Origin of the sequence: Litoribacillus peritrichatus (assembly GCF_039537985.1) — a bacterium.
Taxonomy (GTDB): Bacteria; Pseudomonadota; Gammaproteobacteria; order Pseudomonadales; family Litoribrevibacteraceae; genus Litoribacillus; species Litoribacillus peritrichatus.
Genome location: NZ_BAABBN010000012.1, coordinates 172,876 through 187,886 on the forward strand (window position 1 = coordinate 172,876; position 15,011 = coordinate 187,886).

At 45.8% G+C, this 15,011-nt stretch carries 16 protein-coding genes; 2 read left to right on the forward strand and 14 right to left on the reverse strand.

Features of this window, described 5'->3' with window-relative positions:
- Positions 1 to 72 precede the first annotated feature (72 nt).
- Genes fabG through ABD744_RS17270 form a run of 5 tightly spaced genes read right to left on the reverse strand, consistent with a single transcriptional unit; the run spans position 73 to position 3,482 of the window.
- The gene (fabG, locus tag ABD744_RS17250) at positions 73 to 801 is read right to left on the reverse strand and encodes a 3-oxoacyl-ACP reductase FabG (protein WP_344799798.1); all 729 of its coding nucleotides are present in this window, start codon (positions 799 to 801) and stop codon (positions 73 to 75) included.
- A 22-nt stretch (positions 802 to 823) separates the two neighbouring features.
- Positions 824 to 1,741: an ACP S-malonyltransferase gene (gene fabD / locus ABD744_RS17255; RefSeq protein ID WP_344799799.1), complete on the reverse strand. Its 918-nt coding sequence runs from the start codon at positions 1,739 to 1,741 to the stop codon at positions 824 to 826.
- A gap of 8 nt (positions 1,742 to 1,749) precedes the next feature.
- Entirely contained in the window at positions 1,750 to 2,745 is a 996-nt protein-coding gene (gene plsX, locus ABD744_RS17260; protein WP_344799800.1) for a phosphate acyltransferase PlsX, read from the reverse strand.
- Between the two features lie 5 nt (positions 2,746 to 2,750).
- Positions 2,751 to 2,942: a 50S ribosomal protein L32 gene (rpmF, locus tag ABD744_RS17265; protein WP_344799801.1), complete on the reverse strand. Its 192-nt coding sequence runs from the start codon at positions 2,940 to 2,942 to the stop codon at positions 2,751 to 2,753.
- 12 nt (positions 2,943 to 2,954) lie between these two features.
- Positions 2,955 to 3,482 carry a YceD family protein gene (locus ABD744_RS17270; RefSeq protein WP_344799802.1) on the reverse strand — a complete coding sequence of 176 codons (528 nt, stop codon included), beginning with the start codon at positions 3,480 to 3,482 and terminating at the stop codon, positions 2,955 to 2,957.
- A 116-nt stretch (positions 3,483 to 3,598) separates the two neighbouring features.
- On the opposite strand from ABD744_RS17270, the gene ABD744_RS17275 reads away from it, so the two are divergent.
- Positions 3,599 to 4,183, forward strand: coding sequence for a Maf family protein (locus ABD744_RS17275; protein ID WP_344799803.1), 585 nt, complete (start codon positions 3,599 to 3,601; stop codon positions 4,181 to 4,183).
- A gap of 71 nt (positions 4,184 to 4,254) precedes the next feature.
- Here the strand turns inward: ABD744_RS17275 and ABD744_RS17280 are convergent, their stop codons facing one another.
- Genes ABD744_RS17280 through rluC form a run of 3 tightly spaced genes read right to left on the reverse strand, consistent with a single transcriptional unit; the run spans position 4,255 to position 6,917 of the window.
- Complete coding sequence (locus tag ABD744_RS17280) at positions 4,255 to 5,274, reverse strand: S49 family peptidase (protein ID WP_344799804.1); 1,020 nt, start codon at positions 5,272 to 5,274, stop codon at positions 4,255 to 4,257.
- Positions 5,275 to 5,295: 21 nt separating this feature from the next.
- Positions 5,296 to 5,952 carry an HAD-IA family hydrolase gene (locus ABD744_RS17285; RefSeq protein ID WP_344799805.1) on the reverse strand — a complete coding sequence of 219 codons (657 nt, stop codon included), beginning with the start codon at positions 5,950 to 5,952 and terminating at the stop codon, positions 5,296 to 5,298.
- On the reverse strand, positions 5,949 to 6,917 hold the full coding sequence (gene rluC / locus ABD744_RS17290) for a 23S rRNA pseudouridine(955/2504/2580) synthase RluC (RefSeq protein WP_344799806.1): 969 nt from the start codon (positions 6,915 to 6,917) through the stop codon (positions 5,949 to 5,951). Before rluC ends, ABD744_RS17285 begins: the two co-directional genes overlap by 4 nt.
- Positions 6,918 to 7,329: 412 nt before the next feature.
- Between rluC and rne the strand changes: the two genes are divergently transcribed.
- Positions 7,330 to 10,545, forward strand: a complete 3,216-nt coding sequence (gene rne, locus ABD744_RS17295) for a ribonuclease E (RefSeq protein ID WP_344799807.1) — start codon at positions 7,330 to 7,332, stop codon at positions 10,543 to 10,545.
- Between the two features lie 60 nt (positions 10,546 to 10,605).
- Here the strand turns inward: rne and murB are convergent, their stop codons facing one another.
- Genes murB through ABD744_RS17325 form a run of 6 tightly spaced genes read right to left on the reverse strand, consistent with a single transcriptional unit; the run spans position 10,606 to position 14,969 of the window.
- Positions 10,606 to 11,631 (reverse strand): UDP-N-acetylmuramate dehydrogenase, encoded by a 1,026-nt coding sequence (gene murB, locus ABD744_RS17300; protein WP_344799808.1) that lies wholly within the window; start codon positions 11,629 to 11,631, stop codon positions 10,606 to 10,608.
- Positions 11,625 to 12,095 carry a low molecular weight protein-tyrosine-phosphatase gene (locus ABD744_RS17305; RefSeq protein ID WP_344799809.1) on the reverse strand — a complete coding sequence of 157 codons (471 nt, stop codon included), beginning with the start codon at positions 12,093 to 12,095 and terminating at the stop codon, positions 11,625 to 11,627. The genes murB and ABD744_RS17305 overlap by 7 nt, the downstream gene beginning before the upstream one ends.
- A gap of 7 nt (positions 12,096 to 12,102) precedes the next feature.
- Complete coding sequence (kdsB, locus tag ABD744_RS17310) at positions 12,103 to 12,876, reverse strand: 3-deoxy-manno-octulosonate cytidylyltransferase (protein WP_344799810.1); 774 nt, start codon at positions 12,874 to 12,876, stop codon at positions 12,103 to 12,105.
- 15 nt (positions 12,877 to 12,891) lie between these two features.
- Positions 12,892 to 13,917 (reverse strand): tetraacyldisaccharide 4'-kinase, encoded by a 1,026-nt coding sequence (gene lpxK / locus ABD744_RS17315; protein WP_344799811.1) that lies wholly within the window; start codon positions 13,915 to 13,917, stop codon positions 12,892 to 12,894.
- Between the two features lie 3 nt (positions 13,918 to 13,920).
- Positions 13,921 to 14,337: an ExbD/TolR family protein gene (locus ABD744_RS17320; RefSeq protein ID WP_344799812.1), complete on the reverse strand. Its 417-nt coding sequence runs from the start codon at positions 14,335 to 14,337 to the stop codon at positions 13,921 to 13,923.
- Positions 14,338 to 14,339: 2 nt separating this feature from the next.
- A complete protein-coding gene (locus tag ABD744_RS17325) occupies positions 14,340 to 14,969 on the reverse strand; it encodes a MotA/TolQ/ExbB proton channel family protein (RefSeq protein ID WP_344799813.1) in 630 nt (209 codons plus the stop codon).
- Positions 14,970 to 15,011: the final 42 nt, after the last annotated feature.

Below are 15,011 nucleotides of genomic sequence, written 5' to 3' on the forward strand. Positions count from 1 at the left end.
CAATCCAGCAACCGCAAGTATAAATTCCAGGATATTTTTATAGGTTTAATCTTTGGATATGTCAATGAGCAATCAACTCATATACATTCCGCCATTCACCTGCATCACCTGACCCGTTACATAAGACGCTTCTTCAGAACACAAGAAACCCACCACGGCAGCCACTTCTTGAGCATCCCCCATCCTTCCCATCGGAATCTGAGAAAGAATAGCGTCTTTTTGCTGCTCGTTTAAGGCATCTGTCATATCCGAAGCAATAAAACCAGGCGCAACACAATTAATGGTAATATTTCGGTTTGCCAACTCTTTCGCCAAAGAGCGGGACATCCCCTCCAGACCAGCCTTAGCACCACAATAATTGGCCTGACCTGGGTTTCCGGCCTGAGCCACCACGGAAGACACATTCACAACCCGCCCCCATCGTGCTTTCGTCATCGCACGAAACGATGCCTGAGTCACCCTGAAAGCGCCAGTCAGATTAGTATCTATGACTTTCTGCCACTGATCCCCTTTCATTCTCAACGCCAATCCATCATCAGTAATGCCGGCATTATTAACCACAACCAAAGGTAATTTATCTTCGCTCTTCAACGACGCAAAAAACGCCTTAACAGACTCTTCTGAACTGACATCCAACTTATAACCCTGACCGGACTCAGCCAAAGACACACTAATTGCCTCGGCACCAGAATCCGAAGTCGCCGTTCCCAGAACATAGAAACCAAGTTCAACAAGTTTTTGAGCAATTGCAGCGCCAATACCACGACTGGCGCCCGTTACTAATGCAATTTTCTTTTCCATTAATTGATACCTAACTTACCCATTAACCCAATACTTCAGACATAGAATCCAGAGACCCAAGCGAAGAGCAAGCCAATGAGCGATCTATTCGTTTAGTAAGTCCAGCCAAAACTTTACCCGGACCACACTCAATCAATCGTTGCGCACCTAAATCCTTCAACTTTTCTATACAGTCAACCCACCTAACCGGACTATAAAGCTGCTCAACCAGTAGCAGCTTCACTGCATTCAAGTCAGACTCAGTCATCGCAGACACATTATGCACCACGTCAATTGACGGGGCACTCAATGCAATTCCTGATAGCATTTCTTCTAATTTCTCTGCCGCAGGCCTCATAAGCGAACAATGCGAAGGCACGCTAACAGGCAACTCTATTGCACGTTTAGCCCCGGCTTCTTTCAACAAAGGCAATACATTCACCACAGACTCTTTGCTGCCGGCGATGACAATTTGCCCAGGCGCATTAAGGTTCGCCGCCTCAACAACCCCTTGGCTTTCAGCACAAATCCGCTGAATTTCACCTAAATCCAGCCCCATCACGGCCGCCATAGCGCCTTCACCCGCCGGAACCGCTTCTTGCATGAACTTACCACGCGCACCTACCAATCTTATAGCGTCAGCAAAGTCTATGACACCAGCTGCAACCAACGCTGAGTACTCACCAAGACTATGACCAGAAACAGCAACCGGCTTTACTCCACCTCGATCCAAATATGATCGATAAATACCGATGGACACAGCCAACAATGCAGGCTGAGTAAACTGTGTTTGATTCAGTTGGTCGTCCGAATTTTCTTTAATTATTTTCCATAAATCATACTCAAGAGCATCAGACGCTTCTTGAAGGGTATTCCGAAACGTTTCTGACTGATCATAAAAATCGCTTCCCATAGCAACCAGTTGCGACCCTTGACCAGGAAAAACAAAGGCAGATGACATAGATACCTCTAAAACTCTATTTGACTCATTATTTCTTCAAAATGATCGTTCGATTTATTAGCCACTTCACGATAAGCCTGCATCACTGCATTGGTATAACTCTGCTCATCGGAAGACCCGTGACCTTTAACTACAATACCCTGCAAACCGACCAGCAAAGCACCATTTAAATACGTGGGGTCCAACTCTTTAGACAAGGACTTTAAAAAAGGACGCAACAACAACCCCAACCACTTTAACCACCACACAGAAAACTTTTGCTGAATTTTCTGTGCAGCCAAACGCATCACCCCTTCCGAAGCCTTTAACGCCACATTTCCCACAAAACCATCACAAACAATCACGTCTGCTTTGCCACTGAATAAATCATTCCCCTCAATAAAGCCAATATAATTAAGCGCTTCACTTTGGGCGATCTGATGAGATGCCAGCCGTACCTGTTGATTGCCTTTGATAGACTCCACACCCACATTCAGTAGCGCAACCCTTGGCTGAACAACCTGCCCGTTTGCAGCAGCAAACGCAGTACCCATAACAGCAAATTGATACAAATGCTCAGCCTGGCAATCCACATTAGCGCCAAGATCCAGCATATAGGTAGCACCTTCTTTGACAGGAAGTCGCGCCATAATCGCAGGGCGATCAATACCCGGCAACGTTTGCAAAACATAACGACTGATTGCCATCAAAGCTCCGGTATTACCGGCACTGACAATTGCATCGGCCGAGCCATCAGCCACAGACTGAACAGCGAGCCTCATAGACGAATCAGGCATGCCACGTAACGCACGCGATGGCTTTTCATCCATACTGATGAACTGATCGGTGTGTTTTACTTCGACAAATGAAGATAAATTTCGAGGAATTAAAGGAAGGATTTTCTCTTCGTCACCAACAAGGATGAGACGAAGGTCGGGCACAATCTCAAGACACTTGAGCGCACCCGGCACAGTGATCTGAGGACCGAAGTCCCCGCCCATTGCATCAATAGCAATGGTGATCATATTTCTTACTCTTCGTCAGCTGCTTCAGCTTTAGCAACTACCTGATTACCACGGTAGAAGCCGTCTGCTGTAACATGGTGGCGACGATGAGTTTCACCTGTTGTTGAATCAACAGACAATGTTGCACCTGTTAGTGTGTCATGCGAACGACGCATACCACGTCTTGAACGAGTTACTTTACTCTTCTGAACAGCCATGCCGGATTACTCCTAATTCTTTGTTTTACCCACTTTCAAATTTGCCAGCACTTGAAATGGATTTGGGGTAGGTTCTTCCACTTCGGCTGTATCTTCAGCATCGCCATATGACATTTTCACGTCGCATTGATCGTGATAAGCATACATTGGCAATGCCAGTAAAAGTTCTTCTTCAATCAGCGGTACAAGGTCAAGGTTATCTTCCTCAACAATCACCGGTTCATAGTAGCTAGGCAGATCTTTTGCAGATTCATCACTTGCCACAATGGCAACTTCGAACTGACTCTCCACCTTCACTCCCACCGGAGTCAAGCAACGCTGACAATCCAAATCAACTTCCGTAGCGATGGTTCCTGCAATTACCCTAAAGCGATCTTCATCAGAAAAGAACTTTAGACTTACACGAACACCTGACGCTGTTATGGTTGCAACTTCCGCAATTCGCTTAAACGAATCGGCAGAGATTTCACCTTCAAGGGTCATCCCTTGATTGGCCAACCGCCTTGGATTTACATAATCTGGTAATGATGACTTTGACATAAGGGCGCCATAATAGGGATTGATCAAAGCGCTGTCAAAGGTAAATTAATGAAAAAACGAGAAATTACCTTTAAACTAGCAATCAAACTAATCCGCCAACAAAAGTAACACGTAAGATGTCAAATACCCCTATTATTTTAGCTTCATCCTCACCGTTTAGAAGAGAACTTCTGACGAAACTTCAGATTCAACATCAATGCATCAGCCCGGACATTGACGAAACACCGAAAGCAGATGAATCTCCGAAAGAAATCTCCTTGCGACTTTCCATTGAGAAAGCCAAGGAAGTGGCAAAATCGATCAACACCGGCCTTATCATCGCATCAGACCAGGTTGCCGAAGTCGACGGAATCGCACTCGGAAAACCCAAAACACGGGAAAACGCAATTAAGCAGCTTATGAGCATGTCGGGCAAAACCGCCACCTTTCATACTGGCCTTTGCTTATATAATGCAGAAACACAAAAATACCAGTCTTGCATCGAACCATTCCAGGTGGTTTTTCGAACACTCAACGAACAGCAAGTCAGCAATTACGTGGACAAAGAAGACGTCCTCAATTGCGCAGGCAGCTTTAAGAGCGAAGCGCTTGGCATCGCCCTTTTTGAAAAACTGGTCGGAGAAGACCCTAACAGTCTGATCGGCCTGCCTTTAATCAAACTCACCAAGATGCTCGAACAAGAAGGCGTCAACATTCTATAGGGATGCCAGCACTGAACACCAAACAATAAAAAAGGAAGCATTCGCTTCCTTTTTATACGTCCGGCATCAGACTACCTTAAAACAGGGCCTTCAATACCGAGCGCTTTACTGAAGTACATAGCCATGCTGGTTCCCAATCGTTTGGTGAACTCTTTAAACGGGTCTGGCTTCGGTGTGAAATCCACTATTTTCTCAGCACCAACAACCTCCCTTGCAACATAACTACTGCTTCCCAGCTCATCAACCAAGCCCAACTCCAGCGCTTGCTCTCCAGACCAGACCAAACCAGAAAATAAATCCGGGTTATCCGCCAATTTATCGCCACGACCTTCTTTCACAACACTAATAAATTGCTGATGAGTCGTTTTCAGTACAGATTCCCAAAATACCTTTTCATCTTCCTTTACGGGTAAAAACGGATCTAAGAAGCCTTTATGTTCACCCGCTGTAAACGTCCGGCGCTCAACACCCAGTTTTTCAATGGTATCGACAAAACCAAAACTGGACGCAGTCACCCCAACAGACCCAACAAGACTCGCCTTATCAGCAAAAATCTTATCCGCAGCAACAGCAATATAATAAGCGCCAGATGCGCCTAAGTCAGATATCACGGCATACACAGGAATTTCAGGATACAAACCCTTTAAACGCTTTATTTCATCGTTCACATACCCCGACTGAACCGGGCTTCCACCTGGGCTGTTAATTCTTAAAACCACCCCTTTAGTACCCGGGCTTTCAAAAGCCTCCCTCAAGCCTGTAACCAGCACATCGGCACTGGCTTCGCCATCCGCCATGATCGGCCCCTTCACTTCGACCAGCGCAGTGTATTCACCTTCACCAACTACCGCATTACGATCGATTTTTGCGGTTTGCAATATCATTGAGAACACGAAGAACATAAAACCAATAGAGATTAAAAAACGAAAAATCCCCCAACGCCTGGCCTTCCTCTGCTCCAGCGCCATAGTCAGCACCATTTTCTCAATTAAGTGCCACTCTTTACTTCCCGCTCCCGAAGAAGACGCTTCTCTGAGAGCATCACGTGTATTATTTTCCTGCACGCCATTCGACCCCTGTTGTTCAGTCACTCAAAAACTCCATCTGGACAATTAATCCAATAAAAATAATTTCAATTGATCTACATTATCAACATATTCAGTAGGACTAAAAGCACTCAATTCATCTTTTGAGTGAACACCGTAAGTCACAGCAACCGAGTCCATACCGATATTCCTGGCCATCTCCATATCATATATGGAATCCCCCACCATAATTGCCTTCTCCAATGGCACGGAAGTTTCGGCCAAAATCTGCGACAACATTAATGGGTGGGGTTTGGACTGAGTTTCATCTGCACAACGTGTTACCTCAAAATGGTGAGCAGCCTTAAACTTTGCCAACCCTCTTTTCAGACCTCGACGGCTTTTACCTGTCGCCACCGCTGAACGTATTCTGCTGCCGGATAAGTCATCCAGCAGAGAATAGACACCATCGAACACATTCAACTCACCAGTATCCCTGAGATGAAAATGGTGCCCATAACGCTGTCGAACCAGCTCAACGCAATCTTCATCGATGGTTTCATCCAGCGTTCTTATTGCCTCTTTAATACCAAGGCCGATGATGTTTCTGACAGCCTTGCCTACTGGCACATTCACAGAGGCATCCTGAAACGCAGACTGCATACACCCTACAATCAAATCGGCAGAATCAACCAAAGTGCCATCCCAATCAAAAATAACAAGATCGTATTTATTTTCCATCATTTAGCAGCCAACTGTTTTACACCGGATAATATTTTATTCAAGTCAGGACCATACTCTGCAACTAATGTCATTTGCTTCCCTGTTTCTGGGTGCTTAAATCGCAGCTCTCTCGCATGCAAACACAAGCGGTTAAAGCCATGAACTTTCTGTTCTGCCAAATCCGCCTCTGAGCAATACTTTTGATCACCCACGATCGAACTCCCTGCAAACTGGCAATGTACGCGAATCTGATGTGTACGACCGGTAATCGGGCTGGCTTCTACCAACGAGTAGCCTTTATAAGCGTCCAACACTCGGTATTCTGTTTTGCACGCCTTGCCCTTTCCGTCCACCTTAACAATGCGCTCTCCTGAAGAAAGCTCAATTTTCTTAAGAGGCACATCAATTTCTCGTTTATGCTTTGGCCAACGCCCAACTACCAAAGCATGATAAATTTTGGACATCTGCTTATTCAGCAAATATTGATGAAAAACCTTCAGCACAGCGCCTTTTTTTGCAATCAATATAATGCCAGAAGTATCCCGATCCAAACGATGCACAAGCTCCAATCTGCGCACATCCGGCCGAATCTGGCGCACCGCCTCAATCAAACCCCAAGTAACACCGCTGCCACCATGAACGGCGATACCACTCGGCTTATTGATTGCCATAAAAGACTCATCTTCATAGATAATGGCGTCTTCAATCAGCTTAAGGGTTTTATCATAAACCTTCACAACCGGCTTAGGGTCTGCAACCCGAATCGGCGGCACCCTTACCGCATCACCACTCTCCAGGCGATATTCAGCTTTTTTGCGCTTTTTATTTACCCGAACCTCACCCTTTCGAATAATTTGATAAATCTTCGATTTCGGCACGCCTTTCAAACGAGCAATAAGGAAGTTATCCAGCCGCTGCCCGCTATAATCTTCTTCTACATCAATAAATTGAACTGAGGTATTTGGACTTATGGAAGTTGAACTCATATAAAAACTACAAACCTATTCAATTGATGACCTTGATATTTATTGCTATAGTCTGCGTCGCCGCATTCACTATGATTAAGCTAAGCTTACAGTTAGCAACTGCTTAACTGGTTCTGCGGTGGTGAATTACAAAAAACCGGAGTAATTTATAAGGCTCCGGTTCAAAGTTCCAAACCGCTCAAGGTACTTTGGCTTCGAGAAGGCGAACCACCACCCTTCCGAAGAAAGGCGGTTAGTTTACCAAATTAGTTGCGACAATCTAAGTAAGATGTCGTTTTTGAACATTTCGAGATGCGCCATGTTCAGAATGCAGGAAGATTACACTTTGGCTTTTATTCTTTAATCTAAGACCAATCATTGCTTTCATCACCTGCTCTACTGGCGTAGATCTCATAGAAAAACATGGATTTACATGAAAAGAATGCTAATCAACGCAACGAACCAAGAAGAGTTGCGTGTTGCACTTGTTGACGGCCAGCGTTTATATGACCTGGATATTGAATCAGGAACTCGCGAACAAAAAAAAGCGAATATATACAAAGCCAAGATCACACGAATTGAACCAAGCCTTGAAGCAGCTTTCGTAGACTTCGGCGCAGAACGTCACGGTTTCCTTCCTCTTAAAGAAATCTCCAAAGAATACTTCGTAACCAAACCAGAACGTGGCCAGCGCTTCAATATCAAAGAGCTTTTAAGAGAAGGCCAGGAAGTTATTGTTCAGGTAGATAAAGAAGAGCGCGGCAACAAAGGTGCAGCACTGACCACCTTTATCTCACTTGCCGGTCGCTACCTGGTTCTGATGCCAAACAACCCGAGAGCCGGTGGTATTTCCCGTCGCATCGAAGGCGACGAACGCACACAGCTTCGCGAAGCTATGTCAGGTCTTGAAATTCCGAAAGACATGGGCGTCATTGTTCGCACAGCGGGTGTTGGTCGAAGTACCGAAGACCTGCAGTGGGATCTTAACTACCTTACGACGATTTGGAACACCATCAAATCAGCGTCCGACGAGCGCGACGCGCCTTTCCTTATTTATCAGGAAAGCAACGTAATCATTCGTGCAATTCGTGATTACCTCCGTAAAGACATCGGCGAAGTACTGATCGACAGTCGTGCGGTGCATAATGATGCTGTTACCTTCATCAACCAGGTAATGCCACATTACGCCAACAAGATTAAAATCTACGATGATGCTGTACCGCTATTCAATCGCTATCAGATTGAAACTCAGATCGAGACAGCCTTCCAGCGTGAAGTAAAACTGCCTTCTGGCGGCTCCATTGTTATTGATCCAACTGAAGCATTGGTTTCTATCGATATCAACTCGGCAAGAGCAACAAAAGGCCAGGACATCGAAGAAACTGCGTTGATGACCAACCTTGAAGCAGCAGATGAAGTGGCCCGCCAACTTCGTTTACGCGACATGGGTGGCCTGATCGTTATCGACTTCATCGACATGCTGCAAAGCAGAAACCAACGAGAAGTGGAAAACCGCTTAAGAGAAGCCCTTGAAATGGATCGGGCTCGTGTTCAAGTGGGTCGCATCTCTCGCTTTGGTTTATTAGAAATGTCGCGTCAGCGTCTGCGCCCTTCTCTTGGCGAGACATCAGGCATTGTTTGCCCTCGCTGCAGTGGCCACGGAACCATTCGTGATACAGAATCACTGGCTCTTTCTATTATGCGTCTTCTTCAGGAAGAAGCATTCAAAGAGCGCACTTCTGAAGTTCGCGCCATCGTGCCTATTTCGGTCGCAACCTATCTCACCAATGAAAAACGCACTCAACTTTCTCGTATTGAAAAAGAACAAGGCGTTAAACTGCTCATCGTACCGAATCAGTACATAGAAACACCTAAGTACGAAGTTGTTCGATTAAGAGACGACCACATCACCGAGTCCCGCACTGAATCAACAGTAACAATGATTCCTGATGCACCGACACCAGAAGTTGTCGAAGCAACCGCACCTAAAGCCATTGTCCGCGCCGAAGCCGCTGTTAAGACCGTTGTTCACTCAACACCAGCGCCTGCAGCAACTGCAACCGAGCAACCGACAGAGCAGAAAAAAGAAGGCTTCTTTGCTCGCATGGCGGCAGGTTTTTCCAACCTGTTTAAAGGTGAAGAAGAGCCGAAAGAGGAAGTAATCAAACAACCTCAGACGCGCCAGAAAAACACCAGAAAACCACAAGACAACAAGCGCAGCAACCGCCCGCAAAACCGTAACGACAAGAATCGTAACGAACGAAACAAGTCCGAGCAGTCGCGCAACAGCAAATCAGGCAATCAACAAGATCGTAAGCAAAGTCGCAGCAACGACAACAAGCAGCAAGAACGCAACGCTAAGAACACTCGCGACGATCGCAATAAAAACACCAAGCCTCAGGAGCGCAACACCGAAGCTCAAGCTCAAGACGGCAACAACCAAAATAAACGTGATGATCAACCACGCCGTCGCAACAGAAACAACACGCAACGCCGTAGGAATCAATCACCGAAGCGCGAGCAAAATGCAGCCGCTGAAAAAGAGTTAGCTAACACAGCAACACAACAAACCGAGTTAAATCAAAAAACTTCGGATAAAGTTGAAGCTCCAAAAGCAGACTCAACCAAAGCCAGCGCACCAAAGACTGATGCTCCGAAAGCTGATTCGTCTAAAACGAACGCTTCAAAATCAGACAACAACACAGCTGAGCCTCAAGCCGCATCTTCTGAAAAACAAGCAGAGCAAACAGAAGCAACAACGCCTGCCCGTAAAAACACCAGAAGAAGCGAACGACGCAAAGCGAACGCAGAAAGAGCAAAAACAAAGCCAGCCGAAAATCAGGCTAGCACAGCGCAGGCAGAGCAGGCAAAAGCAGAACAACCTGCAACAGAAAGCCCTCAGCCGGACCAAAATAAAACTCAGCCTGAAGTAACAACTCAGCCTGAAGTAACAACTCAGAACAAAGCTGAGAATCAGACCGAGGAAGCTAAAAAGCAACCTGCGAAACCTGAAACCAATAGCACGGCAACTAAAGCAAACGAAGCTGCTCCAACAGAAAGCACGCTCTCGACTGACAGCAACTCCTCAAAGAGCAATACAGCGGAGAACAATACAGTGGAGAGCATCAACCAAGAGCAGGCTTCACTGATTGCTGAATCTGAGCAACAAAAGCCAGAAGCAGCTCAACCAGCTGAAAACACAGAAGCTTCTTCTGAAGAGAAGCCGAAACCTCGTCGTCGCAGAGAGCGAGCTAAGAAAGTCGTTAAGAAGAAAGAAGAAACCAAACCAGTTTCTACGGCAGGCATAGGCAAGATTCAGGAAGCAAACGGCGAGGCCGTGAAACCTGAAGAAGCAGTCGCTACCGAAACACAAACTGAATCTGCTGCAGCTAAGCCAGCCCGCAGAGCATCACGAAGAAGCGCAACTAAACGAGCGCCTAATGACCCTCGTGCACAGCAAGGTTCAGACTCAGAGGCAACACCATCTGAAACGGAAACAGTTGCAAAAGAGGATTCAAAGCCTGCGGTAAGCAATGCGCCTAACAATGCTCCTCAGACTCCTGAAGACCAGCAGCAACAACAAACGTCTGAAGCCCCGACAGGCACAACAGACAAAGAAAAGTCCAGCTCGGTTCAAGAAGCTGACTAATCTTACTGAAAATAAAAAAGCCCGGTATTAAATACCGGGCTTTTTTTTGCCTCTCTACTCTCACACAACCACAGGCTCTATTGAAAGCTCCACACCATAACGGCGTTTTACCTCACGATAAATCAAGTCGACCAATTCAAATAACTCATCAGAAGTCGCTTCACCGGTTTTATTCACTAACACCAGCGCCTGCTTATCATGCACAGCTACCCCACCAATCGTCTTACCCTTAAAACCAAGCTGGTCAATCATCCAACCCGCAGCAAGCTTAAAGTCTGCCCCGTAAGGGTAAGCAACCAAATCGGAATACTTTATCTTGAGCTCATTATATTTTTCTGAAGAAACGATAGGGTTTTTAAAAAAACTACCTGCATTACCCAAGAGTTTAGGGTCGGGTAATTTTTCCGAACGCAATTGAGAGATCACATCAGAAACCATCTGAGGTGTGGCAGAGGACAGATTTGAATCCGCCAACAAAGCATCCAGCCTTTGCTTAACATCCCCATATCCTACTCTAAGATTAGCCTCCGTAGGTAACCTGAAAGTCACGGAGGTTATCACTAAGCATTTGGCCTCGTGCTTGAAAATACTGTCTCGATAGCCAAACCGACACTCTTCATTTCGTATAACTTTTTGTTGTCCGGAATCAGGATCAAAACACTGAACAGACTCAATATAATCAGAAACTTCAACGCCATAAGCGCCTATATTCTGAACAGGAGAGGCCCCCACCGTACCAGGAATGAGAGATAAGTTTTCTAAACCATAAGCAGATAAACCCATGCATTGATGAACGAAGTCATCCCAGTTTTCACTCGCCGAGGCCGTAACTCGAATATAATCGCCATCCTGCTGTGCGTCTGTTCCTTTCAAGTTTAGGTGTACCACCAAACCCTGATATTCTGGAGATGAAAACAGTACATTACTGCCTCCGCCCAAGATCAAAACATCCAAAGCCTCTGATTTAGCAAATGCGTACGCCTGCTCAAGTTCATCAGTCGTTGACGGACGACAGTAAAAGTCGGCCTTTAAGCTCAACCCAAAACTGTTAGCAGACTTTAAATCCACCCCCCGCTGGATCAACATACGCGTCCCTGCACATCACGAAGAAGCGCTTCACAGGCCTCCTCGACCAAATCCAACACTCGCTCAAACCCAGCTTCCCCCCCATAATACGGATCAGGCACATCCCCATCGGGAAGAATACTGCTGTAACTCAAGAATTTTTTAACTTTATGGCGATGCTCGTTCGGACACAGAGAAAGCAAATCAGAGTAATTATCGCTGTCCATAGCCAAAAGCAGATCAAACTCAGAAAAGTCGTCGGAACTTACCTGACGAGAACGCAATAAAGAAAGGTCATAACCCCGGCTCAGAGCCACCTCCGAGGATCGTCCGTCCGGTGATTTTCCTATATGCCAACCAGCCGTCCCGGCAGAATCCACATACACAGCTCCATCCAAACCAGCTTGCTTTATGACTTTACGGAACACGCCATCTGCGGTTGGCGAGCGGCAAATATTCCCCAGACAAACAAATAATATCTTCACTCTCTGACTACTCTTTACTTTCAATCGACTTAAAATAAGACCTGACTCGCTCAAGATCTTCTTCTGTATCAACCCCGCCAGGAGGAATTTCATCGGCCAGAGCCACATGAATTTTCGCCCCATTCCACAGCGCTCTTAATTGCTCAAGACACTCCGTCGACTCAATGGGCGCCTCATCCCACTTAACAAAGCTGTTAAGTAGGTTAACCCGATAAGCGTAGATACCAATATGCCGCTTAAAAGAAACACCCGTCGGCACCTTAGTCTTATCCAGCGCAAAAGCATCCCGGGCATACGGGATAGGCGCTCGGGAAAAATATAATGCAAAATCATTACTGTCAGAGACCACTTTTACGATGTTCGGATTAAAAATATCCTCAGCTTTTTCAATGGGCTCATACAGAGTTGAGATGCTTGCTTCTTTCTCTGCCGATAAGTTATGAGCGACCTGATTAATCACTCTCGGCGGAATCAAAGGCTCATCCCCTTGAACATTCACCACAATATCATCAGCGTAGTAATTCAGCAGAGAAACCACTTCCTGAAGCCTGTCAGTGCCTGAAGCATGATCAGGGTTTGTCATACAGACTTTTGCACCAAACGACTCAGCCACTTCCTGAATCCGAGCATCGTCCGTAGCAATAATAACTTCTTTCGCTTCGCTCTCAAGCGCCCTTTCATACACATGCTGGATCATTGTTTTACCAGCAATCTCTTTTAAAGGCTTTCCCGGTAAACGAGAAGATGAATAGCGGGCAGGAATAACTACCGAGAAGCTCATATAAACTCCAAAAATTTATGTAAATAATTGATCGAAGACCCGATCAAAAAAGCGCTCTTCTAATGAAGCATTAACAGACAAGTAAACCGCATTACCCAAATCCAGAGAACGACACTTCACTGCATCTTTTTCTGTCATTGCAATCCGATAATCAACCATCTCAACAAAGTCCAACATGGAGAAGTCATGATGATCCCTAAAAGGTCTGGCCAAATATTTTACTCTCATTTCAGTTAAGGTGTTATAAAACCGCTCAGGATTACCAATACCAGACACGGCATACACCTGCTCCCCGGTGATGACCTCTTGCTGATCATTCGCAAGACTGTAAAAATCACCCGGCACAATACTCATTTGAGTGTAAGCGTTTTGCTTAAACCAGTCAGCCCAACGCTCACTTCCTTCTAATTCCGGGAAGCCTTCCGCCGGACTGTTTACGACAACAAAATCCACAGAGTCAAGCCGGGCCACCGACTCCCTTAGCGGGCCTTCCGGTAGCATGCGCCCATTACCAAGCCCCCTACCGCCATCCACCAATACAATCTCTAATGAACGATTCATTTTATAATGCTGGAGGCCATCATCTGAAATAAGCACATCCACATCGTGTTTCGACAACAAAAAGTTCACTGCAGAAACACGATCCGGATCAATGACGACAGGGCAATCCAACCGTTGCTTAATCAGTAAAGGTTCATCACCGGCGTCGTCAGTAGTGCTTTCGGAAAGGACTTCATAAGGAAATGTCTTACGCTTACTTCCATATCCACGACTCACCACCCCAACCCGCTTGCCTTTTGAGCTAAGATACTGAGCCAAAGCGATGGTAAAAGGGGTTTTTCCGGTGCCACCTACCGAGATATTCCCCACCACAATCAGAGGCACAGAGTGACCGGACAGCGCAATAAACGGTTCTAAGTCTGGCTGACTCAAAAAAGCCTGTCGTTTTGAACTTGCATATTTCTCAGCCAGAAAGCTAAAAGGACGAAGCAGCTTTAGCCACTTCGCCCCTTGATACCAGGCTTGCTCAATACCACTCATGAATTACTTAGCCTGTTTGGTTGTGATACTCAGCTTGGTAAAACCAAGTTGTCCTGCTGCATCCATCGCGCGCACAACATACTCATGAGCCACACTTGCATCCGCAGTAATTACCATAGGCAGCTTAGTATCGCCTTTCGACTCCTTCTTGAGTGCCTGTTTTAACGTGTCCAGCTGATTATTTATCAAGCTTTTCCCGTTAAGTGAATAGCTGCCATTGGAACTGACTACGATTTCCAACAGCTCAATGTTTTCAGAGGTTGTAGCCTCAGTAGAACTTTCCGGCAAGTCAATTTCCAGATGAGTTTCTTTTGTAAAAGTGGTTGAAACCATAAAGAAAATCAACAAGAGAAATACAACATCAATCAGCGGAGTCAGATCTATCGAAACCTCTTCACGCTTCTGCGATCGAAAATTCACGATTAATCCCCTTCCGTCATATCTACCTTACGATTTCCCTGAAGCACCTCAACCAGCTTAATGGATTCTTGCTCCATAAACACAAGATGCTCATCAATCTTACGAGTAAAATAACGATAAAAAATCATCGCGGGAATCGCGACAGTCAAACCTGCAGCCGTGGTCAACAAAGCTTCACTGATCCCCCCTGCTAAAACATTCGCATTACCGGTTCCCTGTAGCATGATGTCATTAAAAACCTTAATCATACCAATCACAGTTCCAAGCAAACCAAGCAGCGGAGTAATCGAAGCAACCGTACCCAACGTATTTAAATAACGTTCCATTTCATGTGCCACATGACTCGCTTGCTCTTCAAGGCTTTCTTTCATTACCTCACGGCCCTTGGAAGAGTTATTCAGCCCCGCAGCAAAAACACTGCCTAACATTGACTGCTGTTTTAATGCTTTCAACTTTTCTTTATCGAGTTCTGAGTTTTGAATCCAAACCCAAACCTGGGCGAGTAACTTCCGGGGGGCAACTTTCGTTGCTCTTAAAGACCAAAAACGCTCTATGATAATCCCCATTGCGATAACAGAACACGCAAGTATTGGGAACATCAACCAACCACCCGCTTTGACTAGTTCAAACACTCTTTTGATCTCCTAAATAAAAACTGACAGTCAAAAATAAAT